Raw genomic sequence first — 26017 nt, forward strand, 5'->3', positions numbered from 1 at the left:
CTGCTGCTCGCGCAGCATTGTTCAAAGCCCCAGCAGCCTTTTCTTGGTGCTGATCCATTCCGAACGCGAAATCAGCCCCTGCTTGTATTGTTCCGCCAGCCGGTCCAGCTGTTCAAAATCCACGGGCGCGCGGGTGATTGCCTGCGAAGCCGCGATCTTTTTCTCGATCTCGGTTTTCAGGTTGGCGAATCGGGTGAATTGCCGGTGGTTGAACAGCACCGTGTTTTCGTCGCCGGCGGCACGGATCAGGGTGTCGTCGCCGTGCTTGCCGGCGCTCAGGTAGAAACGGATATAGCCATTGGTCAGCAGGCCCGGCAACTGGATGCGGACCGCGCTCAGGGCCGACACAGGGATGTCCTTTTCACTATTGCGCGACTGTGTCAGGCGCGCCATGGCGCCGGCGCGTTTTATCTGGATGCGGTCGCTGAGCAGGATTACCTGGCCGTTGACGCCGCGTACCTGCATCTCCACCTGTATGACAGCTTGGTTCACGTCTGCTACTTTCTGGTTCACGATCTTCTCAGGCGATGATTATTGTTGTATTTGCATCGGATAATGTAACACTACCGCCACAATGAATAAAGACGCCGGACCGGATTTCCGGTGCGACGTCTTTTTCTTCAGCGTTCGGGGGTGTTATTTGCCCCAGCTGTCTTTCAAGGTAACAGTGCGGTTGAACACCAGCTTGCCAGGCTGCGAATCAACCCGGTCGGCGATGAAATAGCCATGCCGCTCGAACTGGTAGCGCTCTTCGGCCTTGGCATCTTTCAAGCCCGGTTCCAGGTAGGCGGTGATCACCTTCTTGGCGTCCGGATTCAATGCGGCCTTGAAATCCTTGCCGCCGGCGTCCGGATGGGGATCGGTGAACAGGCGGTCGTACAGGCGCACTTCGGCCTCGATCGCATGCGCCACGCTGATCCAGTGAATGTTACCTTTGACCTTGTAGTTGGCGCTGCCTTCGGTGCCGCTCTTGCTGTCCGGGAAATAGGTGCAGTGGACTGCAGTCACCTTGCCGTCGGCATCTTTATCGAAACCGGTGCATTCGACCACGTAACCGTGGCGCAGGCGCACCCGGCTGCCCGGCTTGTCGGCGCTCGGCGGGAACAGGCGGAAATACCCTTTGACCGGGGTTTCCATGAAGTCTTCCTGTTCGATCCACAGCGTTTTGCTGATAGGGAAATGGCGCAGCGCGGTAGCGTGCTCCGGATGGGCCGGCGGATAGACCGGCGCGTGGCAGGCCACGGTTTCTCCTTCCGGGAAATTGTCGATGATCAGTTTCAGCGGCTGCAGCACGGCGCTGGCGCGCGGCGCCTTGGGATCGAGGTCTTCGCGCAGGGCGCCTTCCAGCGAACTCATGTCGATCCAGCCGTCGGACTTGGTGACGCCGGTGCGGTCGCAGAACAATTGCAGCGATTCCGGCGTAAAGCCGCGGCGCCGGATGCCGACCAGGGTCGGCATGCGCGGGTCGTCCCAGCCGTCGACGATGCCTTCGTCCACCAGCTGGCGCAGCTTGCGTTTGCTGGTGATCACATAGGTAACGTTGAGGCGCGAGAATTCATACTGGTGCGGCACCGGCTTTTGCAGGAAGCCGGCGCTGCTCAGGTGTTCCAGCAGCCAGTCGTAGAACGGGCGGTGGTCCTGGAACTCCAGGGTACAGATCGAATGCGAGATGTTTTCCAGCGCGTCCGAAATCGGATGCGTGTAGTCGTACATCGGATAGATGCACCACTTGTCGCCGGTGCGGTGGTGATGGGCATGGCGGATCCGGTAGATCGCCGGGTCGCGCAGGTTCATGTTGGGCGACGCCATGTCGATCTTGGCGCGCACGATGTGCTCGCCATCCTTGAATTCGCCGGCTTTCATGCGGCGGAACAGGTCCAGCGACTCGTCGGCCGAGCGGTTGCGGAACGGCGAATCCTTGCCTGCTTCGCCGAAATTGCCGCGGTTGGCGGCCATCTGTTCGGCGCTTTGGCTGTCGACGTACGCCAAGCCTGCGGTGATCAGGTATTCCGCCATTTCATACAGCTTGTCGAAATAGTTGCTGGCGAAGTACAAATGCTCGCCGCTGCTGTCCGTCCAGTCGAAACCCAGCCAGCGGACGCTGTCGATGATGGTGTCGACGTATTCCTGTTCTTCTTTTTCAGGATTGGTGTCGTCGAAACGCAGGTGGCAGCGGCCGGCGTAATCGCGCGCCAGGCCGAAGTTGACGCAGATCGACTTGGCGTGGCCGATGTGCAGGTAGCCGTTGGGCTCCGGCGGAAAACGGGTGACCACCTGCGGCAACGGCTGACCCTGGCTGTCCTTGCGCTCGGCGTAGGCGCCGGCGGTCAGGTCGGTTTCGATGATGCCGCGCAAGAAATTGGACGAGGCTGGTGCAGGTGGGGTATGGCCGTTGGTGTGGTCGTTGCTCATGGAGGATCTGTTTATACGCTTTGCTGAATGAGGATATGGCTCATTTTACCGTAGCGTGGCGCTTTGCAGGCGCGACCTGAGGGATTTTGTTGCACTGCGGTTTTGCGACAGGCAAGGGGGGCTGGACGAATGGCATTTTTTGTCAGAAATGCCATTGAGGCCTGCCTGCCGAAAAACGCGGCCCGTTACATCTGCCTGAACAAATGGGCGAATACACGGCTCACCGCCACGCTTTCGCTGCGGCCGCGCAACTTCAGCGACAATTTCCCGCTTTCATCGCGCGTCGCCACCTGGATGAACTGGTGGTTGACGATGGTGCCGCGGTGCACCTGCCAGAATTGCCGGCTGTCGAGCTGCGGCAGCAACTCCTTGAGGCTGGTGCGTATCAGCGACTCGTTTTCGGCGGTGACCACATTGATGTATTTGTCGCTGGCTTCGAAATAGATCACTTCGCCTATCGGGATCATGCGGATCTGGTTGCCGACCGCGGCCCGGATCATGGTCAGCGGCGCGGCGCCGGCCTTGGGCTGCATGTTGCGCAATTGGCCGATCAGGCTATCCAGCGCTGCATTGCTGCCGTTGTCCTGTTGCAGGTGCTGCTGCAGGCGGGCGACGGTCTTGCCCAGGCGGGCGTCGCTGATCGGCTTCAGCACGTAGTCGGCGGCGGCCTGCTCGAAGGCGCTGACAGCATATTCGTCATAGGCGGTGACAAACACGATCAGTGGAAAGGCTTCGTTCTCCGGCCAATCCTCGGCCAGCTCCTGGGCTGCTTCGAGCCCGGTTTTGCCGGGCATCTTGATGTCCAGGAACAGGATGTCCGGACGCAGCCGGAGGGTTTGCTCGACTACCGCCTGGCCGTTGTCGACGCTGGCGATGATCTGCAGTTCCGGCCACAGGCGCTGTAATGCTTGCTGCAGGGCGGCGGCCAGGATCGGTTCGTCTTCGGCAATCAGGGCGCGCAAACTGGAGGAGTTGGTCATGGCAGGATGGGCAGTTGGAGTTGTGCGATAACGCCGTGCGGCAGTTTCGGTTTCAGGGTCAGGCTGGCCTGCGCGCCGTACAGCGCCTGCAGGCGTTCATGGATATTGCTGAGGCCGATGTGGCTGGCATGGCTGGCTGGCTGCTGCTGCGGTCCGGCCGTCAGCCCGAGGCCGGTGTCGCTGACGTCGAGCAGCAGCAGCTGGCCTTGGCGGCTGGCGACAACTTCGATCCGGCCGCCTTCGATCTTGGGTTCCAGTCCATGCTTGATGGCGTTTTCCACCAGCGGCTGCAGCAGCATCGGCGCTATCACGGTGTCGCGCAAGGCTGGGGGCAGCTGCAGGTTGAAGCTGAGGCGGTTGCCCATGCGCAGCGACATCAGTTCCAGGTAGGCTTCCATCAGGGCGAATTCCTGCGCCAGCGTGGTCTGTTCGATGCGCGACGAGGACAGCGAAGCGCGCAGGAAATGGATCAGCTGGTCCAGCATCTGCTGCGCCCGCGGCGGATCCAGCGCAATCAGGCTTTGCAGGGTAGCGAGCGTATTGAACAGCATATGCGGTTCAATCTGCGCTTGCAGCATCTGCAACTGTGCCTGCAATGCCTGTTTCTCGATGCCGACCGAGCGCGCCCTTTCGGTAGCCGCCTGGTTGCGCAATTCTGCCATCGTGCTGAGGTTCCAGAAGAACAGCGTGGCGCCGATGCAGACCGACACTGTCAGGATCACCAGGCCGAGGCCGCCGACGCTCATGTACATCGAAAAACTATCCACGGGCAGGCCGAGCAGCCAGCTGGCCAGCAGGATGCCGAGGAACAGGGCGAGACTGGAAGCCACCATTGTGAATGCGAGAAAATGCACTTTATGCAGCATCGCTTTGCGCTGGAACAGATAACGGCCGGTTTCGATGAACAGCAGCGCCAGCATGCCGATGCATAGCGAAAACACCAGGTTGGTCCAGAATAGGTCGTTGATGCGCATCACATAAGTGACGATCAGGGCGCAGGCGACGTCGATGCCGACGTTGACGAGCAGGCTGCGCAGCAGGCGCCGGGCCAGCGGCAGGTCGTTTTGCGGTAATGCGGTGGTCAGCTTCATGCGTGCGGGTTGTGGTTATGTTTATCTAGTTCGCGTTCTATCATGCGCCGCTTCCATTGCGCGCCCGGAGCGTGCAGGAACACCGCCAAGGCGTGTGATATTAACCCGATTCCCCACCCCAGGAGCGGCCAGAATACCCAGGCATGGCCAGGATTGTGCAGGTAATTCAGCAGCGCCAGGCCGCTGTTGACGATCAGGTATATCGCCAGGTGCCTGAAAAAGCCGAGTTTGCGCTCGACCCGGTCTTGCGCGTCCTGATAGCTGAGTGGGTTGCCGTCCATCGCTGTTCTCCTGTGTCGATATGCCTGGATTCTGAACGCCATGGCCGGCGGCCGACAGCAAAATGCGACGAAACCGGCTCAATATGTCGCCAATGGCGCCTGCGGCGCGATGAACCAAATCCGGGGCAGGGTCGGCAGGGCGGGGTGTGCCAAATAAATCGAATCATTTAAGATGGCGGTTCAGGATCAGCAATACAGCTTCCAGTATCTTCTTATGGTTGCCTGATCGTTATTCCAACGTATTTGCTTGAAAGAGAAGAGTTATGTGGCCTTATCCAAAAGTTGTCGCGCATCGCGGCGGCGGCACCCTGGCACCCGAAAATACCCTGGCAGCCATGCGCTGCGGCCTGCAGCATGGTTTCCATGCGGTCGAATTCGACGTCATGCTGGCGCGCGACGGCGTGCCTGTCCTGATGCACGACGCGGTGTTCGGCCGCACCGTGCGCGGCGTCGGCCGGGTTGCCGATTTCAGCGCGGACGAGCTGGCCGCGCTGGACGCCGGCAGCTGGCTGGGTCCGCAGTTTGCCGGCGAGCCGGTATGCACCTACCGCCAGGTGCTGGAGTTTTGCCGGCAGAACGGCATCTGGATGAATGTCGAAATCAAGCCGGCAGAGGGGTTTGAAGTGGAGACCGGGCGCGTGGTGGCCCAGGTCACCGAGGAATTTTTTGCCGCCGAAGTTGCGGCTCACGCGGCCAGCGGGCGCGGCGCCTGGGCCGACCCAGCCTTGCCGTTGCTGTCGTCTTTCTCGTTTGCGGCCTTGCGCGCCGCCCAAGTTGCCGCACCCGACATACCGCGCGGTTTCCTGACGGACGCCATCGAAGACGACTGGCAAGAGCGGCTGCAGGAGCTCGATGCGGTGGCCCTGCACACCAACCATAAATACCTGTCGCCGATGCAGGCGCAGTCGGTCAGCCAGGCCGGCTACGGTCTGTTCTGCTACACGGTGAACAAGCCGGCGCGGGCCAAGGAAATACTTGGCTGGGGCGTAGACGGCTTCTGTACCGACCGGATCGACCTGATCGGCGCCGATTTTGCCGGCGCGCAGGGCTGAAACGGCTTGTCGGCCGCCGGCAGGAACCAAGCCAAAATGGCCGGTGACTTGATGTCAACCAAATCTGCAAGCTGGCGTTAATAGAGTGCAGAACCGAGTTTCAGGCCATGTTCACTGAGCCAAGGCGAATGGTTGATCGTTAGCTTTACTCGTAAAGCACCAAATTTGCTTGTTTTTAAAATAACTGAAAGGAAGTCAAAATGAAGATCAATAAATTGCTGGCTGCCGTCGTCGTCGCTGCTTTCGCTCTGCCGGTCATGGCGCAAAACGCACCTGCCGCAGCACCTGCTCCTGCCGCACCGGCCGCCGCACCGGCCGCTGATGCCCCTGCTGCAGCACCTGCAAAAAAAATGGGTAAGAAGCATCACCACAAGAAAAGCCACAAGATCACACCTACACCGGTAAACAAAGGCGCTTAAATAGCGTGCAATACAACTGATATAGGTCGAATCCGGCGCAAATCCGCCTGGATCAACGTCCTCATGTCATTAAAGGCCCGTTGGGAGCGATCCCGGTGGGCTTTTTTCATGCGTTGGCGGCAGAATAGCCCGGCAGGTATCACGTATAATCAAAGGTTTGCAAAAGGACATACTTAGGACTTCCGCAAAAATGCCCCAGCGGCGTTACTCCTCCTGGCTGTACGCCGTACCGTCTGCGTCGTCGTGCCTTGCTGGGGCATTTTTGCGTAAGTCCTGATATTGTGTCCCTTGCCCTTTTTTCCGTTTCATTTTTTGCCCAAGAACATGAACTCAGCCGAAATCCGCGAAAAGTTTCTCAAATTCTTTGAATCCAAAGGCCACACCATCGTGCGCTCGTCGAGCCTGGTGCCAGGCAACGATCCGACGTTGCTGTTTACCAATTCCGGCATGGTGCAGTTCAAGGACGTCTTCCTGGGCACCGAAAAGCGCAATTACGTGCGCGCCACTTCGGTCCAGCGCTGCCTGCGCGCCGGCGGCAAGCACAACGACCTGGAAAACGTCGGGTATACCGCACGCCACCACACTTTTTTCGAGATGCTGGGCAACTGGTCGTTCGGCGACTATTTCAAGCACGATTCGCTGGTCTGGGCCTGGGAGCTGCTGACCAAGGTGTACGGCCTGCCGGCCGACAAGCTGTGGGCCACGGTGTATGAAACCGACGACGAAGCCTACGATATCTGGCACAAGGTGATCGGCCTGCCGAAGGAGCGCATCGTGCGCATCGGCGACAACAAGGGCGCGCCGTACGCATCGGACAATTTCTGGCAAATGGCCGACACCGGTCCGTGTGGCCCTTGCTCCGAGATCTTCTACGACCACGGTCCCGACGTCTGGGGCGGCCCGCCGGGCAGCCCGGAGCAGGACGGCGACCGTTACATTGAAATCTGGAACAACGTGTTCATGCAGTTCGACCGCCAGATCGACCCGAAAACCGGCGTAGCGACCTTGACCCCGCTGCCGAAGCAGTGCGTCGATACCGGCATGGGACTGGAGCGCCTGGCCGCAGTGCTGCAGCACGTGCACAGCAACTACGAAATCGACCTGTTCCAGCGCCTGATCAAGGCTGCCGCGCGTGAAACCAATATTACCGACCTGGGAAACAATTCGCTGAAAGTGATCGCCGATCACATCCGCGCCTGTTCATTCCTGGTGGTCGACGGCGTCATCCCCGGCAATGAAGGCCGCGGTTACGTACTGCGTCGTATCATCCGCCGCGCCTTGCGTCACGGCCACAAGCTGGGCCAGACCAAGCCGTTCTTCTACAAGCTGGTCAAGGACCTGGTGCTGGAAATGGGCGCCGCTTACCCGGAACTGCCGGAAGCGGCTGAGCGCGTCGAGCAAGTGCTGAAGCAGGAAGAAGAACGTTTCGGCGAAACGCTGGAACACGGCATGAAGATCCTGGAAGCAGCGCTGGCCAAGACGCCGAAGAAACTGGATGGCGAAACTGCATTTACGCTGTACGACACGTTCGGCTTCCCGCTCGACCTGACCGCGGACATCTGCCGCGAACGTGAAGTCGAGCTGGATGAAGCGGGCTTTGCCACGGCGATGGAACGCCAGAAGTCGACCGCGCGCGCTGCCGGCAAGTTCAAGATGGCGGCGGCAGTGGAATACAGCGGCGACAAGACCAGTTTCGTCGGCTACGACAGCCTGGCGCATGAGGCCAAGGTACTGGCCTTGTATGTGGACGGCAGCGCGGTGCAAAAAATCGAAGCTGGCCAGGACGCGATCGTGGTGCTGGACACCACGCCGTTCTACGCGGAATCGGGCGGCCAGGTTGGCGATTCGGGCGTGCTGGAAGCGGCGGGCGGTCTGTTCGAAGTCGCCGATACCCAGAAGATCCAGGCCGACGTTTTCGGCCACCACGGCAAGCTGCTCAGCGGTTCGCTGGCGGTCGGCGGCCAGCTGAACGCCAAGGTGGATACCGCGGTGCGCGCGCGCACCGTGCGCAATCACTCGGCTACCCACCTGATGCACAAGGCGTTGCGTGAAGTATTGGGCAGCCATGTCGCGCAAAAAGGTTCTTTGGTCGATGCCGACAAGACCCGCTTCGACTTTAGCCATAATGCACCGGTCAGCGCCGATGAAATCCGCCGTATCGAGGAAATCGTCAACCGCGAAATCCTGGCCAACGTCGCTACCGAAGCCAGGCTGATGTCGTTCGACGACGCAGTCGGCGCCGGCGCCATGGCCCTGTTTGGCGAGAAATATGGCGACGAAGTACGCGTATTGTCGATAGGCAGCTCGCGTGAGCTGTGCGGCGGCACCCACGTTGGCCGCACCGGCGATATCGGCCTGTTCAAGGTGGTGGCTGAGGGGGGCGTTGCCGCCGGCATCCGCCGCATCGAAGCGGTGACCGGCGAAGCCGGGCTGGCGCTGGTGCAGAACCTGAGCAACCGCGTCAATGAAGCCGCGGCGGCATTGAAAGCCCAGCCGGAAGAACTGACCCAACGCATCGCGCAAGTGCAGGAACACGTCAAGGCGCTGGAAAAAGAACTGAGCAGCCTGAAGTCGAAATTGGCGGCCAACCAGGGTGATGAACTGGTGTCGCAGGCAGTGGACGTCAAGGGCATCAAGGTGCTGGCGGCTACGCTGGAAGGCGTCGACAGTGCGACCTTGCGTGAAACCATGGATAAGCTGAAAGATAAGCTGAAGACTGCCGCCATCGTGCTGGCTGCCGTCAAGGATGGCAAGGTCAGCCTGATCGCCGGCGTCACTGCCGACGCTATCGGCAAGGTCAAGGCCGGCGAACTGGTCAACTTTGTCGCCTTGCAGGTGGGCGGCAAAGGCGGCGGCCGGCCCGACATGGCGCAAGCCGGCGGCACCGACGCCAGCGGCCTGGCGGCGGCGCTGCAAGGCGTTGCGGCCTGGGTCGGCGAACGCGCATAAAGAACCTGGCCAGAGATCGTGGCTAGCCAAAGCGGGAAGCATCGAATCGCAGTAGTATCGCGGATTGATGTTTCCCGCTTTTTTCGTCCCTAACTTAACGACTCTGCCATGAGCGATTTCAAATTCTGCCCGGTTTGCGCTACCTCCCTGATCCAGCGTGTCGATGAAGGCGAGGGCGGGAAGTCGCGCCTGGCTTGCCCGGAAGGTCACTGGACGCATTGGGACAATCCCTTGCCGGTGCTGGCGGCAATCGTCGAGATCGGCGGCAAGATCCTGCTGGCGCGCAATGCAGCATGGCAGGAGGGCATGTTTGCGCTGATCACCGGTTTCATGGAGCGCGACGAGACTCCGGAGCAGGGCATCGCACGCGAAATCAAGGAAGAAACCAATCTCGACGCCGAGCAGATCAAGCTGGTCGGCGTCTATGAATTCATGCGCAAGAACGAGTTGATCATCGCCTATCATGTCAAGGCTTCGGGCGCGGTCCGGCTGTCGCCGGAACTGCTGGAATACCGCCTGCTGGAACCGGCCGCGCTGCGCCCGTGGCGCGCCGGCACCGGCCATGCGGTCGCCGACTGGATGCGGTCGCAGGGACTCGCGGTCGAGTATGTCGAGCGGCCCTTGCTGCAGGCGCAGCCCGAGCCGGCCTTGAAAGCGTGAGCGGGCGGATGGGTCGCAAAAAATAACGCTCCAAGCGGCAATGACTGGGTAAAATTGCATGATTAAAATTCCCGCCCGTCCTTGACCCGCCATGCTGATTATCCCGGTAGACCGTAAGCCAGACTGGAAGCGTCCGCCGCTGGTCACTATCCTGCTGGTGCTGATCAACTTGCTGATCTATTTCGGCATCCAGTGGCACGAGCGCAGCCAGATGGAGCCTGCGGCGCATTATTACCTGGTCGAATCGCGCCTGCCGGAATTCGAATTTCCCGCCTATGCGCGTTACCTGGAAAGCGACAACAAACCCGAAGCCGCTGCAGCCATGCGCAAGGGACTCGAGCTCTGGCAGCGGTTGCGGGCACGGGCCGACCTGGCCGTGGCGCGCGACGGCAAGACCGCTTCCCTGGAATATTACGAACCGCTGATCGAGAGCTGGTATGTGCTCGATGCCGATCTCCGTTTTGCCGCCTTGATGCAGCAAGCGAAACCCGCTGTTCTGGGCACCATGGCAGCTGACGACCTGGCCGAATGGAAGGAGCAGCGGGATCACTACGTGTCGACCCGCAAGCGCAGTTTTACCGAGCGCTATTCATTGATTCCGGCGCAGGCGTTTGAACGCCCGGTTACCTTGCTGACCCACATGTTCCTGCATGCCAGCGTCGAGCACGTGCTGGGCAATATGGTGTTCCTGGCGATGGTCGGTTATGCGGTCGAGATCTTGCTGGGCGGCGGCTGGTACCTGCTGTTTTATCTTTTGTCGGGTTTGCTGTCGGCAGCGTTTTACCTGGTGTTCCGCGGCGACAGCATGATCCTGTCGCTGGGCGCATCGGGCGCCATTTCAGGCGTCATGGGGATGTACACCGTGCTGTATGGTTTACGCAAGATACGTTTTTTCTACTGGTTCGTTTTCTATTTCGATTTTTTCAAGGCCCCGGCACTGATCATGCTGCCGATCTGGGTCGGCAAGGAAGCCTTCGACCTGTGGTTTGGCGCGCCCTCCAACACCAATTACTACGCCCATATCGGCGGCTTGCTGGGCGGCGCCTTGCTGGCCCTGGTTTATCGTTTGCTGGCGCGGCGCAAGCTGGAGCAGGCGCACGCCACTTACGTCGCTCCCGCCGACGATGACAAGCAGTTGCTCAGCCTGCAGCAGAGCGCCTATTCGGCCTTGAGCCGGCTGGATTTCGAGCGCGCCCGGCGTGACTTCAGCAGCCTGGTGAGCCGTACCCTGGCGCAGCAAAAGACGCCGCAGCCGGACTGGCTGCTGCAATTGTTCAATCTGTCGAAACAAGTGCCGGCCGCGCCGGTTTTCCACAAGACCGCCGAGATGCTGTTGCGCTTGCCGAAGGGCAGCCTGGCCGAGGACAAGATCCACCAGGTCTACCTGGATTATGTGGCGCGGGCCGAACCGCGGCCGCAGCTGAGCAGCGAGCAGTCGCTGGCGGCGGCCAAGCGGTTCGCCTTGAACGGCCAGCCGCAAACCGCGGCAGCGATCCTGCAGATATTGATGGTGACCGCACGCCAGCACCAGCAATTGCCGCAGCTGGTGCAGTTCGTGGCCCGCGGGTTCATGGCAGCCGGCATGCATGAGAAGGCGCAGTATTACCAGAAACTGCTGCAGCAGCAGTTTCCCTTGAGCGAAGAAAGCAGGCTTGCTACCAGCCCGGGCAATCGGTACTGATCAGGTTTGCGCGGAGCCCTGTCCCAAGCGTTCGATCACATTCTTGTACCGCTGCGCTTCGTCAGCCGCCGGATTGGTCGGCCATTGTGCGATCACGTGATTGAACAGCGACAAGGCGCGGGCATCCTGGCGCAGGTGATCGGACAGCAGCTTGCCGGCCAGGACCAGCACGGCAGGCACATCCTTATGGCGCGCGGCGCGTTTATGGAAGCCCGACACGATCTCCAGCGCAATCTGGTATTCGCGCACGGAAGCGGCGGCCGCCGCAATTTCCAGCACGTGATCGGGATTGTCGATCTTGAATTCGGGATTGAGCTGGCGCGCCTGGCGCCAGGCGTCGCCGATGCCCCCGGCCTTGCCCGAGCGGGCCAGTGTAAACAGATGGCGTGGCGCATATTCCAGCTGCTTGCCCTTGTCGCCCTTGAGCATCAGCAGCTTGGCGTAATGGCTCGATAATTGCGCGTTGGTTTGGTCGTAACGCAATTCTTCCCACACCATTTCGATGGCAAGGGTGATGTCGCCATCGCGGATCAACGCGCCGATCTGCTGCGCCAGGATCTCGTCGTCGCTCAAGGGCCGGTGCTGGCGGCTGCTGGCAAGCGCATTGATTTCAAAATTGCGGTCAGGCGCATAGCCGATCTGCTGGTGGTACTGGTACATCGTGTAGCCCATCAGGTTGAAGCCGACCAGCGTGAAATAAGCGCAGACGAAAATACCCAGGCCGATCAGCATGGTGATCGGCAGTTTCCCAAGGAACAGCGCAATGGTGATCGGCGCGCACTGGCTCAGTATGAAGCCGAAGGCCCACAGCGCCAGGTAGGGCCAGCCGCATGCTTTGATCATCTTGAATACGTTGAATGGATTGATGGCGTCGGTAAAGCTGTGGGTATGCCCCAGCACCATGATGCAGGCCGGCAGCATCAGGTTGGCCAAGGCGCTGCCGAGCAGCCCGAGGAAAGGATGGAGGTCGGCCATGATGCCGACAAAAATCGCTTGCGCCAGCATCACGAAATAGAGCTTGTAGGGCGACATCTTGTGCATGTCGTCCGGTTCGTCGAAATCGGCGTAGCGCAAATTGCCGAGCGAGGTTTGCTCCAGGATCCGGAACGCCTGGCGCATCAGGTCAATCGACAAGCCCAGCCCGACCAGCACCGCGATAATCAGGATGACCGGCGAGAAGCCGTCGTCGCCGCTGCGGCCCAGCAGCCACAGGCCGCTGCCGACCAGGGCGTATACGACAGGACGCCAGACCAGCTGTTGCTGCAGCGGATACAGGAAAAAAAGAGGCAAGCGCTGCCAGAACGGCGTAATGTTGTTGTAAGGATTTTGGCTAAGACTGTCCTGCATGCTGGTTCCCCGGAATGATGCGCAGAGCTGCCTTTGAGCGGCGTTGTCGCTGGTGTCTATTCGTTACATTTTGTTACGTCAAAAAAATGAATGTTAGCATGTGAATCGGAATTTAAATTGCATTAAAGACATATTTATTTATGGCACCGCTGTTGTAAAAATGATTGATGGATTGTTGCGATGCGTCAAAGGGTCCTGCGTTTGGAGTAGAATCATCAAATAGCAGCAAATGTTAAAAATTTTTACATTACGAAGTGGTTATGGAATTTAATAAAGAACTCGATGCACGCGGTTTGCACTGCCCACTGCCGATTTTGAAAACCAAGAAGGCATTGGCGGACATGCTGAGTGGCGAAGTGCTGCGTGTGTTGGCGACTGACTCTGGTTCGGTGCGCGATTTCCAGGCATTCGCGAAGCAGACCGGTAATGATTTGCTGGAGCAAAGCGAAGAAAATAGAGAGTTCATTTTCTTCATGAAGCGTAAATAAGAACGTAAGTTGACTGTCGTTCTACAGCAAGTCCTTGCCCATCAATAAATGCTGCAACCAGCGTCCTGCTGGTCGTGCCGTCCTCGATTTTTGCTCGTTTCCCGCCACCTTGTCCAAGGCAGGCACATCACATTCCCAATGCAGTAAACCGCGCTGAACCTGTTTCGTTTTACAAGAGACTGGCGCGATTAGTCGATTTGCTCTAAGATTTAATAGAACGATCGTGCTAAATTTCAGCGTCGGATCGAATTCTCTCTTATAATTCCCAATTAAGATTTACGTTAACGTCAATTCAGATTTTTCTATTTTCAATAAAAGGCATAACGATGAAAGTATTGGTACCAGTCAAGCGTGTCGTCGACTACAACGTCAAGGTGCGAGTCAAGTCGGACGGCAGCGGCGTAGATATTGCTAACGTCAAGATGTCGATGAATCCGTTTGACGAAATCGCGGTGGAAGAAGCCACGCGCCTGAAAGAAGGCGGCAAAGTGACGGAAGTGATCGCCATTTCCTGCGGCGTGACGCAATGCCAGGAAACGCTGCGCACGGCAATGGCGATCGGCGCCGACCGCGGCATCCTGGTCGATACCGCCGATACCGACCTGCAACCGCTGGCGGTAGCTAAATTGTTGAAGGCGGTGGCTGACAAAGAACAGCCGCAGCTGATCATCCTCGGCAAGCAGGCGATCGATGACGATTGCAACCAGACCGGCCAGATGCTGGCTGCGCTGCTCGGCTGGCCGCAAGCGACCTTTGCTTCCAAGGTCGTGCTGGAAGACGGCAAGGTCACGGTCACGCGCGAAGTCGACGGCGGGCTGGAAACCATCGCCCTGACGCTGCCGGCCATCATCACAACCGATCTGCGCCTGAACGAGCCGCGTTACGTGACGCTGCCGAACATCATGAAAGCCAAGAAGAAAACGCTGGACGTGTTCAAGCCGGCCGACCTGGGCGTGGATGCCGCACCGCGCCTGAAGACGCTGAAAGTAGTGGAGCCAGCCAAGCGCAGCGCCGGCATCAAGGTGCCTGACGTAGCGACCCTGGTCGCCAAGCTGAAGAACGAAGCCAAGGTCCTGTAAGCGATTGCAGAGCCGGCCAATTTCCAAACCACTATTCAAGAACCAGGCGTAACGCCGCATCATTGCTGGCACGATGCAGGCGAGCCACATATAAATCAGGAGCCCACATGACAGCCCTAGTCATCGCTGAACACGATAATGCCTCATTAAAAGGCAGTACCCTCAACACCGTCACCGCCGCCAGCCAATGCGGCGGCGAAGTCCACGTGCTGGTCGCAGGCAGCAACTGCGGTGCGGCAGCACAGGCCGCAGCCCAGCTGGCTGGCGTCAGCAAAGTATTGGTGGCGGACGCCGCTTATTTCGCTGACGGCCTGGCCGAGAATGTCGCCGAACAGGTATTGGCCTTGGCCGCTGGCTACAGCCATATCCTGGCGCCGGCTACCGCCTACGGTAAAAACATCTTGCCGCGCGTCGCCGCCAAACTGGATGTCGGCCAGATTTCCGAAATCACCAAGGTCGACAGCCCGGACACCTTCGAACGTCCTATCTATGCCGGCAACGCTATCGCCACCGTGCAATCGAGCGACGCCACCAAAGTCATCACCGTCCGCACCACCGGCTTTGACGCAGCTGCCGGCGGCGGTTCTGCCGCCGTTGAAAATGTCACGGCTGCTGCCGACTTCGGTAAATCGGCATTTGTCTCGCGCGAACTGGCCAAGTCGGATCGTCCTGAGCTGACTGCGGCCAAGATCATTGTATCCGGCGGCCGCGGCATGGGTTCCGCTGAAAACTTCAAGATCCTGGAACCGCTGGCTGACAAGCTCGGCGCCGCCATGGGCGCTTCGCGCGCCGCGGTCGACGCCGGCTTCGTGCCGAACGACTGGCAGGTCGGGCAAACCGGCAAGATCGTGGCGCCGCAGCTGTATATCGCGGTCGGCATTTCCGGCGCTATCCAGCATCTGGCCGGGATGAAGGATTCCAAGGTGATCGTCGCTATCAACAAAGACGAAGAAGCGCCGATTTTCTCGGTGGCGGATTACGGCATTGTCGGCGACCTGTTCGAGATCGTGCCGCAACTGGTGGCCGAACTGGGCTAAGCCGCCGGCGGGCGCTGCGTGGCGCCCACTTGCCAATGGAACGCATACGGGTGGTATTGCAGGTGCTGGCAGAGTCAGGCCTGGCAATGCCACCCGAATTTTTAGGAGTAGCTCATGAGTTATGTAGCGCCGTTGAAAGACATGCTGTTCGTGCTGAACGAACTGGCCGGCCTCGAGCAGGTCAGCACACTGCCGGGTTGCGAAGACGCGACGCCGGAAACCGTGGAAGCCGTATTGCAGGAGAACGCCAAGTTTTGCAGCGAGGTGGTGGCGCCTTTGAACCGTAGCGGCGACCAGGAGCCGAGCTATTGGCATGACGGCGAAGTCACTACCAGCAAGGGTTTCAAGGAGGCATTCAAGGCATTTGCCGAAGCCGGCTGGCAAGGCGTGCAGCATCCGGTCGAATTCGGCGGCCAGGGTTTGCCCAAGCTGGTGGCGACGCCTTGCATAGAGATGCTGAATGCAGCCAACCTGTCATTCGCGCTGTGCCCGCTGTTGAGCGACGGCGCCATCGAAGCCTTGCTGACTGCAGGCAGCGATGAGCAAAAGCGGATTTACCTGGAGAACCTGGTATCGGGAAAATGGACCGGCACCATGAACCTGACCGAGCCGCAAGCCGGTTCCGACCTGGCGCTGGTGCGCACCCGTGCGGTGCCGCAGGGCGATGGCACTTACAAGGTGTCCGGCACCAAGATTTTCATCACGTACGGTGAACACGATATGGCTGAAAACATCGTGCACCTGGTGCTGGCGCGTACCCCGAATGCGCCGGAAGGAGTGAAGGGCATTTCATTGTTCATCGTGCCGAAATTCATGGTCAACGCAGACGGTACGCCGGGCGCGCGCAACGATGTTCATTGCGTTTCGCTGGAACACAAGCTGGGCATCAAGGCCAGCCCGACTGCGGTGTTGCAGTTCGGCGACAACGGCGGTGCTGTCGGCACCCTGGTGGGGGAAGAGAATCGCGGCCTCGAATACATGTTCATCATGATGAACGCTGCGCGTTTTGCGGTCGGCTTGCAAGGCATCAGCGTGGCCGAGCGCGCTTATCAGAAAGCGCTGGCGTACGCCAAGGACCGCGTGCAATCGCGCGACCTGGCAGGCTCTGCCGGCGCAGTGACCATCATCCACCAGCCCGATGTGCGCCGCATGCTGATGAGCATGCGCTCACAGACCGAGGCCGCGCGTGCGCTGGCTTATGTCACCGCGGCGGCCCACGATGCGGCCCATCATCATGGCGACGCTGAGACGCGCAAGGCCAACCAGGCGTTTTATGAATACATGGTGCCTGTGGTCAAGGGCTGGTCGACCGAAATTTCGATCGATGTCGCTTCGACCGGCGTGCAGATCCACGGCGGCATGGGCTTCATCGAGGAAACCGGCGCTGCGCAGTTCTATCGCGATGCGCGCATCCTGACGATTTACGAGGGCACCACGGCGATCCAGGCCAACGACCTGGTCGGCCGCAAGACTGCGCGCGACGGCGGTGCGGTTGCCAAGGCCATCATCGCCCAGGTGCGTGCCACGCAAGCCGAGCTGGCGAGCAGCGGTGCGGCTGACCTGGTTGCCATCGGCAAGCAGCTGGCCAGCGGCGCCGATGCGCTGGAGCAAGTGATCGCCTACGTGGTCGATAACCTGAAGAGTGACATCAAAGGCGTGTTTGCCGGCAGCGTGCCGTACCTGAAGCTGGCCGGCATCGTGCTGGGCGGCTGGCAGCTTGGGCGGGCGGCGCTGGTGGCAACGCAAAAACTGCAATCGGCTACGGGCGACAGCAATTTCTACCAGGCCAAGATCGGTACGGCGCGTTTCTTTGCCGAGCATATCCTGTCCCAGGCCGACGCTTACCGCATCTCTATAGTCGAAGGCAGCAGCGGGGTGATGGCGTTGACGGAAGATCAGTTCTGATCTTTCTGCCGATGTAAAAAAAGCAGCCGGAAGGCTGCTTTTTCTTTTATGCAACGCTGCCGGTTCAGCCGTAGGCGCCGCCGGTGAACAGCAGGTCGAAAGTACGGGCAATGGCGCCGATCAGGGCAATTGCGCCGCAACCCAGGGTCAGCACCACCAGCAGCACCACAAACCAGCTGGAGTCCGATTTGCGGCCGGAGTCCGGGTTATATTGGGCATCCCATTTTTCATCCGGGGTCAGCCCAATGACCAGCGACTCGATACAGGCAATCAGGCCCGAGATAATCAGCGGCCCGAACAGGAATGCCGTTTGCTGGTTTTGCCCCCATGACATGTAAGCCAGCAAGGAAATTGGCAAAGTGGCAAGGTGCAGCCAGCCCCAGGCGTCCTTGATTCCTCTCAGGTAGAAGCGATGCAAGCCGATGCTGCCGAATACGGTCGCCACGAAAGTGGCGAGGGTCTTGTTCTTGTGGGGTTGGGTCATGTGCGGGATGGATGGGGCTGGAACATGTAAAAAAAGAAGGCAATCCTTGCATCAAGTGGGAATATTGCTAATATACTGGCTTGGCTATCGCCACTGATGTTTCCGAGGTGCAGCATGCGCGTCGGAAAGCAGATTGAGGGCGTAGTGTACAGCCTGCTTCAATAGAATGTCACTTTGATAGTCAGGCCCGCTCGCGGCATAGCGCCGCGGAGCGTTTTAGAGCCCTGCAAATACCTGTTTGACGTAGTGAAACCACACCCATGGCCTGCTTTGGTTGCGGGAGCGGCTCACTTTGCGTTATAATTTGCGGCTTTTTCCGTGTTCGAACACTTTTTGGAAACATTATGGTCGTTATTCGTTTATCCCGTGGTGGCGCAAAGAAGCGTCCTTTTTACAACATCGTAGCTACTGATTCGCGCAATCGCCGCGACGGTCGCTTCATCGAGCGTATCGGTTTCTACAATCCGGTAGCTTCCGGTGCAGAAGAGACTTTCCGCATTGCTCAGGACCGCCTGACGCATTGGCAAGGTGTTGGCGCGCAATTGTCGCCGACCGTTGCACGCCTGGTTGCCGACGCTGCCAAGAAAACTGCTTAATCAAGCAGTTTGAACCGCTAAGGAAGCCGATGAGCGCGTCAGTAAACTTGTCGGCCACAGCACCAGCTGGAACTGCAATACCTCCAGATTTGGTGGTGGTCGGTTACATTACTGGCGCCTACGGCATTAATGGCTGGGTGCGGATCAAACCGTATTCAGCGGATGCAGATGCACTGTTGCACGCCAAGACATGGTGGCTGGGCCGGCAGAATTCGCCGGAATTGCACGATGTCGAGATGATGCAGGCGAAAAACCACAGTGGCGACATTGTGGCGCGCCTGATGGGTGTGGCAGGGCGCGATGCGGCCGAAGCCATGAAGGGCAGTGTGGTGCATATCCCGCGCAGCCATTTCCCGGCGCTTGCCGACGATGAATTCTATTGGGTCGACCTGATCGGCCTGGTGGTTGAGAATCTGCAAGGCGAGCATTTGGGCGTAGTCGCTGACCTGATGGACAATGGCGCGCATCCGATTCTTCGGATCACGGCGCCGGCAGCCGCGGATCAAGACAAGGCCGCGCCGGAATTATTGATTCCGTTTGTCGAGCAGTTCGTCAAGACGGTTGATCAGCAAGCAAAGAAAATCACGGTTGACTGGGGACTGGATTATTAAATCCGGAGCTGGAACCAGGCAGCCAAAGCGGCAAACAAGATCGCAAGCGAAACAAGAAGGTGAGCGGTATGCAATTTGATGTCGTCACACTGTTTCCCGAGATGTTTGCCGCATTGACGCAATCGGGTATTACCCGCCGTGCGTTTGAACAGAAAAGATGTGAGCTGGCGCTGTGGAATCCGCGTGATTTCACCACCGACAACCACCGTACCGTGGATGACCGGCCTTATGGCGGCGGCCCCGGGATGGTGATGCTGGCGAAACCGCTGGAAGCGGCGATTGAAGCTGCCAAGGCGCGCCAGCTGCAGCAAGAGCTGCCGGCGCCGAGAGTCGTCTACCTGTCGCCGCAAGGCCAGCCGCTGACTCATCAGCGCGTCATGGAGTTGCGTACCGAACCCGGTTTGGTATTGCTCTGCGGGCGCTATGAAGCGGTGGACCAGCGTTTGCTGGATCGTTGCGTGGATGAAGAGATCAGCCTTGGCGATTTCGTTTTGTCCGGCGGCGAATTGCCGGCAATGGCGTTGATGGATGCGGTGATCCGGCAATTGCCGGGCGTGTTGAATGACGGCGCCTCGGCGGTCGAAGACAGTTTTGTCAACGGCTTGCTGGATTGTCCTCACTATACCCGGCCGGAACAGTACGAAGGCGTGCCGGTGCCGCCGGTCCTGTTGGGCGGCCATCATGCCGAAATCGAAAAATGGCGGCGCCGGCAGATGTTGTCGGCGACGGCAAAAAAGCGGCCGGACCTGATTCAGAAGATGCGTGCAGCAGGTTTGCTAAGCGCCGCCGATGAAAAGTTTTTACGGAATATGGATTGAGTGCCTGGCCAATAACCGAGCACGCGGTCCGTTGTAGTAGGCAGCAACCAAGCAGTAAGCAAGCAGTAACTAGGGGAGGCCAGCCGGCCACCTGTGTATCAACCCCATCCTCTACTGAGCAGTGCCTGGCAAAAAGCCTTGCACAAAACGGCGTCAGCAAGATGGTATATGGAGCTAAAAATGGACTTGATCCAACAACTTGAGCAAGAAGAAATTGCCCGCCTCGGCAAGAATATCCCTGATTTCGCACCAGGCGATACAGTCGTGGTCAGCGTCAACGTAGTCGAAGGTACGCGCAAGCGCGCCCAGGCTTACGAAGGCGTCGTGATTTCGCGTCGTAACCGTGGTTTGAACTCCAACTTCATCGTCCGCAAGATTTCTTCCGGCGAAGGCGTTGAGCGTACATTCCAGCTGTATTCGCCACTGATCGCTTCGATCGAAGTCAAGCGTCGCGGCGATGTCCGTCGCGCCAAGCTGTACTACCTGCGTGAGCGTTCCGGTAAATCGGCACGTATCAAGGAAAAACTGCCACAACGTCGCAACGCTGCAAAAGCTGCACCAGCAGCAGAGTAAGCCGTTGTCATGCAGGCATAGGTATTGCATGAAAAAAGGGGCGCCGTCAGGCGCCCTTTTTTCATTTGCGCTTTATGATTGCTGCAGGCTGGCACCGAGCCGCACATTTTTTAGTTGCCGTAAAATAAAATGGCACTAATTGTTATTAACTGTGACGACGATAGGCCATTCGCGGTCATCGCGGTAAAGTATCAAAAGATTGCTAGATTGTTAGAGGAATTTTCTTGGTTAAATTGACTTTCGATCCCCTGATGCTGCCGGTTGATGCGGTTGCCGGCGAATCTGCGCTGGCAACCGAACGGATGAGCGCGGCATGGCTGCGGCAACGCTTCGCGCAGCAGCCGGACTGGCACCCGGAGCATATCGATAGCCAGACTTTGCAGCGCATGACGCAGCTGCAGGGCAAGCCGGTGACGCCGGCATCGGTGCTGATCCCTATCGTCATGCACGAACAGCAGCCGACCTTGTTGTTTACCCAGCGCGCAGCCCATCTCACCGATCATGCAGGGCAGGTCAGTTTCCCCGGCGGCCGGATGGAAGAGAGCGATGCCTCGCCGGTTGAAACAGCTTTGCGCGAAGCGGAAGAAGAGATTGGCCTGGCGCGCAGCCAGGTCGAGGTAATCGGCAGCCTGCCGGAATATTTTACCGGCACCGGCTATCGCGTCACGCCGGTGGTGTGCCTGGTCAATCCGCCGGTCAGCTTGCGCGCCGATCCTGACGAGGTAGCCGAAATTTTTGAAGTCCCGCTGGCGTTCCTGATGGATGGCTTGAATCACCAGTTGCGCAGCTTCGACCTGCCGGACGGCTATCGCCGCACTTTTTATGCAATGCCCTATGAGCGCTTCTTCATTTGGGGGGCGACGGCTGCCATGCTGAGGAATTTGTTTCACTTCCTGCGCGCTTAGATTTATCGTGTGACGCCGCAGGCAGAAAAAATACGGAAAACAAGTTCAGTACAAGTTTGATTCCGCGTGTGTGCTGCGTTATCGTATGGGATACTGCGATTTTGGACGTTATGGCAAGACCGGTGTGCCGCTACGAAGCGGTCATGAGACGGGATCTTGCAGTGCTATTGCTTTACTTATAAGGCTGGTTAATGACATTTCTCTCTATTCTGTTTGCATTGCTGATCGAGCAACTGAAGCCGCTGCGCGCGGACAATCCCGTGTATGCGTGGGTCAAGCAGTTTGCGGGCAAGATAGAAGCGTCATTTAATGCGGGGCAAGCGCGCCAGGGCCGTTTGGGATGGTTCTGCGTGATCCTGGCGCTGACTGTGCCGACCGCGCTGGTCTACTGGCTGTGCGCCCACATCGGCCACTGGGCCGCGCTGCTGTGGAACGTCCTGATCGTGTACCTGACCCTCGGCTTCCGCCACTACAGCCATTATTTCAGCTCGATCCAGCTGGCGCTCAACACCGGCGACGACGCCACCGCGCGCACCCTGCTGGCCGAATGGACCAAGCTCGACACCGCGGATATGGATGTCAGCGAAATCTCCCGCATCGCAGTGGAAAAAGCGCTGATCACCACCCACCGCCATGTATTCGGCGTGTTTTTCTGGTTCCTCATGCCGGTCGGCCCGGCCTGCGCCGTCATGTATCGCGTCGCCGAATACCTGGCGCGCGGCTGGAACGAGCCGGACCACATGCGCAATGAAGCCTTCGGGCGTTTTGCAGCCCAGGCGTTTTACTGGATTGACTGGATTCCGGCGCGCATGACGGCCGCGGCATTTGCGGTGGTCGGCAATTTCGAGGATGCGATCTACGCCTGGCGTAATTTTGCGGATCGCTGGAAAAACGAAACCGACGGCATCATCTTGTCCACCGGCGGCGGCGCCATGGGGGTATTGCTCGGCACGCCGCTGGAAACCGCGATTGCCATCCTGCCGGCCGACGCATCCACGGTTGATTCGACCGCGATGGAAAGCGAAAGCCCGCCGGGCGACGTGCCGACGCCGCGCGCGCTGCAAAGCACGGTAGGCCTGGTCTGGCGCGCACTGTTGCTGTGGATGTTCCTGTTGCTGCTGTTGTCGGCGGCGATCTGGTTCGGCTAAGCAGGGCCGGCAGGCGACTGCGCCAGATGGTGTCTTGGTCTTCTATAAGATATAATACGTAAGAATCGCTTACGTAAATGAGTAACGTGAAAATTGTAGCTTGCTTCTATCAGAGGTTAAGCAAATGTCTGTAGCAAGCGTTATAGAAGAAACGAGCTGTACGCATGGCTGATACCATCCAACCTCCCGACGCCCCCGCCCGCGAATTTTTCATCCAAGGCATTACCAGCGATGGCAGGCAGTTCCGTCCCAGCGACTGGGCTGAGCGCCTGTGCGGCGTCATGGCCTGTTTTCGTCCGGAAGGATCGGGCGGCCGCAACGCCCACCTGCAATACTCGCCGTATGTGCGGCCGGTGCTGCTGAACGGCGTGCGCTCGGTCGTCGTCAATGAAGACCTGCGCCAGATCGAACCGCTGGCTTACCATTTTGTGGTTAATTTTGCGAAAGACAACGATCTGCAGATCCTGCATGCCTGCCTGTTGCCGGATGCTGAAACACCAAAACCTGCCTGATTTCTTGCCTGCGCCGGCAAGGGTTCTTGCCCCACAGCTTTTAGTTGATTCGCAGCACTAAAAAGAAATCGGCGCGCGACGTTCTCCAGTAAGAAGACCGTGTAATATTTCGCCTATTGTTCGCAATGGAGTAGAAATGTTTCGTCGTGGCTCGTCAATCTTCATACCCATTGCCTCTTTATCCAGTTTGATATTGGGTCTGGCCATTACGCTCGGCTTGTTTGTCTCGGTACGCCACCTCGAATACGAAAAAATGGACGCCGAATTCCGGCGCTTGGCCAGCGGCCACCTGAAGGCGGTAGTCGATGGCCTGGATTCCCTGGTGCATGAACTGGAAACCGTGAATCGCCTGTTCCTTACGGTGGATGATGTCAGCCGCGAACAGTTCCATACCTTCACGGCGCCGATGCTGCGCCGTTCCCCCTTTATCAAGTCATTGACTTTCCAGCGGGTGCTGACGGCTGCCCAGCGGCCCGCCTATGAAGCCGAAATGCGCAAGCATTTCCCCAATTTCGCGATTCGCCAGCTGAGCGACGGCAAGCCCGTGCCGAGCACAGGCCGGGACCAGTACCGGGTGGTCGACTATGTGGAGCCGATGACAGGGAATGAAAACGTATTCGGTGTCGATGTCGCCCCCAGCGTGTTGCAGGCAGAACCGGGACAGCGTGCGCGCGACTCCGGCTTGCCTTCGTCCACCGATCTGTTTGCGTTGCGCTCCTCCAGCAGCGACGGCAAGCTGGCGCTGATTATCCTGATGCCGGTATATCGTCACGGCGCGGCGCTGGACAGCATCGAGCAGCGTCGCCTTGCATTGATGGGCTATACCAGCGCGGCACTGCGGGCGGATGCTTTCGTCAGCAGTGTCCTGTCGCGCGACGGCGTGCAGGCCCGCGAAGATTTCTACCTGCGGGTATATGCCAGCGCCAAGCCGGAGGAGAGCACGCTGGTGTATCGCCAGGGCAATCCGGTTGCCCTGTCCAACGCCAGCGACTGGCTGCCCGCCTGGCTGCTGTACGACGCCCCGCAAGACATGTCGCAGACGTTCGAGCTGGCCGGCAAGTCCTGGTATATAGAAGCGTCGGCGCCGCCGCGCGTATTCACCAAGAAGAACGCCGGATCGATCCTGGTGCTGATACTGGGCAGCCTGCTGAGCTGGATGGGCGCCACCTACCTGTATTTCCTGTCGACCCGCTCCAAGCGGATCGAACAGCTGGTGGATGCCCGCACCCAGCAGGTCAGGCTGGCGACGCAAATGATGAAAGAGGACATCGTCGCCCGCAAACGCGCCGAAGACGCCTTGCAGCTGCGCGAGCGCGCCATCGAGTCGAGCGCCAACGCGATCATCATTTCCAGCGCCAAATTGCCGGATTACCTGGTCGAATACGTCAATCCGGCCTTCGAACGGATCACCGGCTATACCGCCAGCGAGATGATCGGCCGCAACCTGGAGATGCTGCACGGCGACGACCACGACCAGATCGGCCTGGAGGAAATCCGCGCCGCATTGCGTGAAAAGCGCAGCGCGAACGCGGTGTTCCGCAGCTATCGCAAGGACGGCACCTTGTTCTGGAACGAACTGTATGTGGCGCCGGTGAAGGACAGTTCCGGGCGCGTCAGCCATTTCGTCACGGCGCTGTACGACATCACGGAAATGAAGAGCTACGAAGCCGAGCTGGAGCACCAGGCCCGCCACGATACCTTGACCGGGCTGGCCAACCGCAACGTGCTGAGCGACCGGCTGAGCCAGGCGATCGTCTACGGCGAGCTGTACGGCCACCGGGTGTGGGTGCTGTTCGTCGATCTCGACCGCTTTAAATTCGTCAACGATACGCTTGGGCACAATGCCGGCGACCTGCTGCTGAAGGAAGTCGCCAGCCGCCTGAAGGCGTTCACGCGCGAAGCAGACACCATCGCGCGCCTGGGCAGCGATGAATTTGTCCTGATCCTGCCGGAGCGCCTCGAGGAAGAGTTGAGCGTGGGCCTGATCCAAGGCATGATGGATGCGATCGCGCGTCCCTTGCAAATCGAAGGCTACGACTTTTTCCTGAGCTGCAGCATCGGCGTTGCGGTCTACCCGAATGACGGCGAAGACCCGGAAAGCCTGCTCAAGCACGCTGACATCGCCATGTACCGCGCCAAGGAAATGGGCAACAACAATTACCAGTTCTATACCGCGGCGATGAATGAACGCGCGCTGGAACGCTTGCGCATCGAGGGCGACCTGCGCAATGCGATGGAGCGCAAGGAACTGCTGCTGTACTACCAGCCGCAGGTGGATTTGCGCACCGGCCGCATGGTCGGCATGGAAGCGCTGATCCGCTGGAAGCATCCGCAGCTCGGCATGATTTCGCCGACGCGCTTCATCGACCTGGCGGAAGAAACCGGCCTGATCGTGCAGATGGGCGCTTGGGTGATGCATACCGCCTGCGAGCAGAACAAGGCATGGCAGCGCATGGGGCTGGGTTACCTGCGGATGTCGGTGAACCTGTCGACGCGCCAGTTCTTCCAGCAGAACCTGGTGCAGCAGGTCGCCAAGGTGCTCGAAGAAACCGGGCTGGCGCCGCACTACCTTGAAATCGAATTGACGGAAAGCCTGGTGATGACGGATGTCGAGCTGGCCGTCGGCATCCTGAATGACTTGAAATCGATCGGCGTGCAGCTGTCGATCGACGATTTCGGCACCGGTTATTCAAGCCTGGCCTATCTCAAGAGTTTCCCGATCGATGCGCTGAAGATCGACCAGTCTTTTGTGCGCGACATCACGGTTGACCAGGACGACGCGGCGATCGTGGCTTCGATCATTTCCTTGGCCCATAACCTGCGGCTGCAGGTAATCGCCGAAGGTGTCGAAACCCAGGAGCAGCTATCTTATCTGCAGCGCCATCGCTGCGATGAAATGCAGGGTTTCTATTTCAGCGAACCGGTATCGGCGGATGACATCGAAGCCATCCTGCGCGAAGGAAAAGTATTACCATAAGACTTTGTTGGC

24 protein-coding genes are annotated in these 26017 nt (G+C 59.0%); 17 read left to right on the top strand and 7 right to left on the bottom strand.

Annotation, left to right across the window (positions count from 1 at the left end; all coding sequences use genetic code 11):
- Positions 1–21: 21 nt before the first annotated feature.
- The 5 genes from AC07RZ_RS03375 to AC07RZ_RS03395 form a co-directional block, all read right to left on the bottom strand.
- Positions 22–513, bottom strand: coding sequence for a DUF4429 domain-containing protein (locus tag AC07RZ_RS03375; RefSeq protein WP_494666898.1), 492 nt, complete (start codon positions 511–513; stop codon positions 22–24).
- Positions 514–636: 123 nt separating this feature from the next.
- Positions 637–2412 carry a glutamine--tRNA ligase/YqeY domain fusion protein gene (locus AC07RZ_RS03380; protein ID WP_144738698.1) on the bottom strand — a complete coding sequence of 592 codons (1776 nt, stop codon included), beginning with the start codon at positions 2410–2412 and terminating at the stop codon, positions 637–639.
- A 185-nt stretch (positions 2413–2597) separates the two neighbouring features.
- Positions 2598–3392 (bottom strand): LytTR family transcriptional regulator DNA-binding domain-containing protein, encoded by a 795-nt coding sequence (locus tag AC07RZ_RS03385; protein ID WP_144738699.1) that lies wholly within the window; start codon positions 3390–3392, stop codon positions 2598–2600.
- Positions 3389–4483 carry a sensor histidine kinase gene (locus AC07RZ_RS03390; RefSeq protein WP_494666899.1) on the bottom strand — a complete coding sequence of 365 codons (1095 nt, stop codon included), beginning with the start codon at positions 4481–4483 and terminating at the stop codon, positions 3389–3391. The genes AC07RZ_RS03385 and AC07RZ_RS03390 overlap by 4 nt, the downstream gene beginning before the upstream one ends.
- Positions 4480–4764, bottom strand: a complete 285-nt coding sequence (locus AC07RZ_RS03395) for a 2TM domain-containing protein (protein ID WP_494666900.1) — start codon at positions 4762–4764, stop codon at positions 4480–4482. The genes AC07RZ_RS03390 and AC07RZ_RS03395 overlap by 4 nt, the downstream gene beginning before the upstream one ends.
- 263 nt (positions 4765–5027) lie before the next feature.
- Here AC07RZ_RS03395 and ugpQ point away from each other — a divergent pair, with 263 nt between their 5' ends.
- The 5 genes from ugpQ to AC07RZ_RS03420 all read left to right on the top strand — a co-directional run bounded on the left by ugpQ (position 5028) and on the right by AC07RZ_RS03420 (position 11525).
- Complete coding sequence (ugpQ, locus tag AC07RZ_RS03400) at positions 5028–5816, top strand: glycerophosphodiester phosphodiesterase (protein ID WP_494666901.1); 789 nt, start codon at positions 5028–5030, stop codon at positions 5814–5816.
- 200 nt (positions 5817–6016) lie between these two features.
- Positions 6017–6235 carry a hypothetical protein gene (locus tag AC07RZ_RS03405; protein ID WP_494666902.1) on the top strand — a complete coding sequence of 73 codons (219 nt, stop codon included), beginning with the start codon at positions 6017–6019 and terminating at the stop codon, positions 6233–6235.
- Between the two features lie 324 nt (positions 6236–6559).
- Positions 6560–9184: an alanine--tRNA ligase gene (gene alaS / locus AC07RZ_RS03410; RefSeq protein WP_494666903.1), complete on the top strand. Its 2625-nt coding sequence runs from the start codon at positions 6560–6562 to the stop codon at positions 9182–9184.
- Positions 9185–9292: 108 nt separating this feature from the next.
- Positions 9293–9844, top strand: coding sequence for an NUDIX domain-containing protein (locus AC07RZ_RS03415; RefSeq protein ID WP_494666904.1), 552 nt, complete (start codon positions 9293–9295; stop codon positions 9842–9844).
- Between the two features lie 91 nt (positions 9845–9935).
- On the top strand, positions 9936–11525 hold the full coding sequence (locus tag AC07RZ_RS03420) for a rhomboid family intramembrane serine protease (protein ID WP_494666905.1): 1590 nt from the start codon (positions 9936–9938) through the stop codon (positions 11523–11525).
- On the opposite strand, the gene AC07RZ_RS03425 is transcribed toward AC07RZ_RS03420, so the two are convergent.
- Positions 11526–12872 carry a hypothetical protein gene (locus tag AC07RZ_RS03425; RefSeq protein ID WP_494666906.1) on the bottom strand — a complete coding sequence of 449 codons (1347 nt, stop codon included), beginning with the start codon at positions 12870–12872 and terminating at the stop codon, positions 11526–11528.
- Between the two features lie 260 nt (positions 12873–13132).
- Here AC07RZ_RS03425 and AC07RZ_RS03430 point away from each other — a divergent pair, with 260 nt between their 5' ends.
- From AC07RZ_RS03430 to AC07RZ_RS03445, 4 genes are all read left to right on the top strand, one after another.
- Entirely contained in the window at positions 13133–13360 is a 228-nt protein-coding gene (locus AC07RZ_RS03430) for a sulfurtransferase TusA family protein (RefSeq protein WP_038491550.1), read from the top strand.
- Between the two features lie 326 nt (positions 13361–13686).
- Complete coding sequence (locus AC07RZ_RS03435) at positions 13687–14439, top strand: electron transfer flavoprotein subunit beta/FixA family protein (RefSeq protein WP_092396175.1); 753 nt, start codon at positions 13687–13689, stop codon at positions 14437–14439.
- Between the two features lie 107 nt (positions 14440–14546).
- Positions 14547–15476, top strand: a complete 930-nt coding sequence (locus AC07RZ_RS03440) for an FAD-binding protein (RefSeq protein ID WP_144738707.1) — start codon at positions 14547–14549, stop codon at positions 15474–15476.
- Between the two features lie 114 nt (positions 15477–15590).
- Positions 15591–17381, top strand: a complete 1791-nt coding sequence (locus tag AC07RZ_RS03445; RefSeq protein ID WP_494666907.1) for an acyl-CoA dehydrogenase — start codon at positions 15591–15593, stop codon at positions 17379–17381.
- Between the two features lie 64 nt (positions 17382–17445).
- Here the strand turns inward: AC07RZ_RS03445 and AC07RZ_RS03450 are convergent, their stop codons facing one another.
- Positions 17446–17865, bottom strand: coding sequence for an NINE protein (locus AC07RZ_RS03450; protein WP_144738709.1), 420 nt, complete (start codon positions 17863–17865; stop codon positions 17446–17448).
- Positions 17866–18209: 344 nt separating this feature from the next.
- Here AC07RZ_RS03450 and rpsP point away from each other — a divergent pair, with 344 nt between their 5' ends.
- The 8 genes from rpsP to AC07RZ_RS03490 all read left to right on the top strand — a co-directional run bounded on the left by rpsP (position 18210) and on the right by AC07RZ_RS03490 (position 26005).
- Positions 18210–18461 carry a 30S ribosomal protein S16 gene (gene rpsP / locus AC07RZ_RS03455; RefSeq protein WP_061534110.1) on the top strand — a complete coding sequence of 84 codons (252 nt, stop codon included), beginning with the start codon at positions 18210–18212 and terminating at the stop codon, positions 18459–18461.
- 29 nt (positions 18462–18490) lie between these two features.
- The gene (gene rimM / locus AC07RZ_RS03460) at positions 18491–19072 is read left to right on the top strand and encodes a ribosome maturation factor RimM (protein ID WP_494666908.1); all 582 of its coding nucleotides are present in this window, start codon (positions 18491–18493) and stop codon (positions 19070–19072) included.
- A 68-nt stretch (positions 19073–19140) separates the two neighbouring features.
- Positions 19141–19890, top strand: coding sequence for a tRNA (guanosine(37)-N1)-methyltransferase TrmD (trmD, locus tag AC07RZ_RS03465; protein ID WP_494666909.1), 750 nt, complete (start codon positions 19141–19143; stop codon positions 19888–19890).
- A 180-nt stretch (positions 19891–20070) separates the two neighbouring features.
- Complete coding sequence (rplS, locus tag AC07RZ_RS03470) at positions 20071–20463, top strand: 50S ribosomal protein L19 (protein ID WP_092396187.1); 393 nt, start codon at positions 20071–20073, stop codon at positions 20461–20463.
- Between the two features lie 224 nt (positions 20464–20687).
- Positions 20688–21368, top strand: a complete 681-nt coding sequence (locus AC07RZ_RS03475; RefSeq protein ID WP_175500944.1) for a CoA pyrophosphatase — start codon at positions 20688–20690, stop codon at positions 21366–21368.
- A gap of 191 nt (positions 21369–21559) precedes the next feature.
- Positions 21560–22516, top strand: coding sequence for a CobD/CbiB family protein (locus AC07RZ_RS03480; protein ID WP_144738712.1), 957 nt, complete (start codon positions 21560–21562; stop codon positions 22514–22516).
- 164 nt (positions 22517–22680) lie between these two features.
- A complete protein-coding gene (locus AC07RZ_RS03485) occupies positions 22681–23028 on the top strand; it encodes a DUF3579 domain-containing protein (RefSeq protein ID WP_494666910.1) in 348 nt (115 codons plus the stop codon).
- A gap of 193 nt (positions 23029–23221) precedes the next feature.
- The gene (locus tag AC07RZ_RS03490; RefSeq protein ID WP_494666911.1) at positions 23222–26005 is read left to right on the top strand and encodes a bifunctional diguanylate cyclase/phosphodiesterase; all 2784 of its coding nucleotides are present in this window, start codon (positions 23222–23224) and stop codon (positions 26003–26005) included.
- Positions 26006–26017 lie beyond the last annotated feature (12 nt).

The organism is Collimonas sp. GW821-FHT07E08, assembly GCF_059418905.1.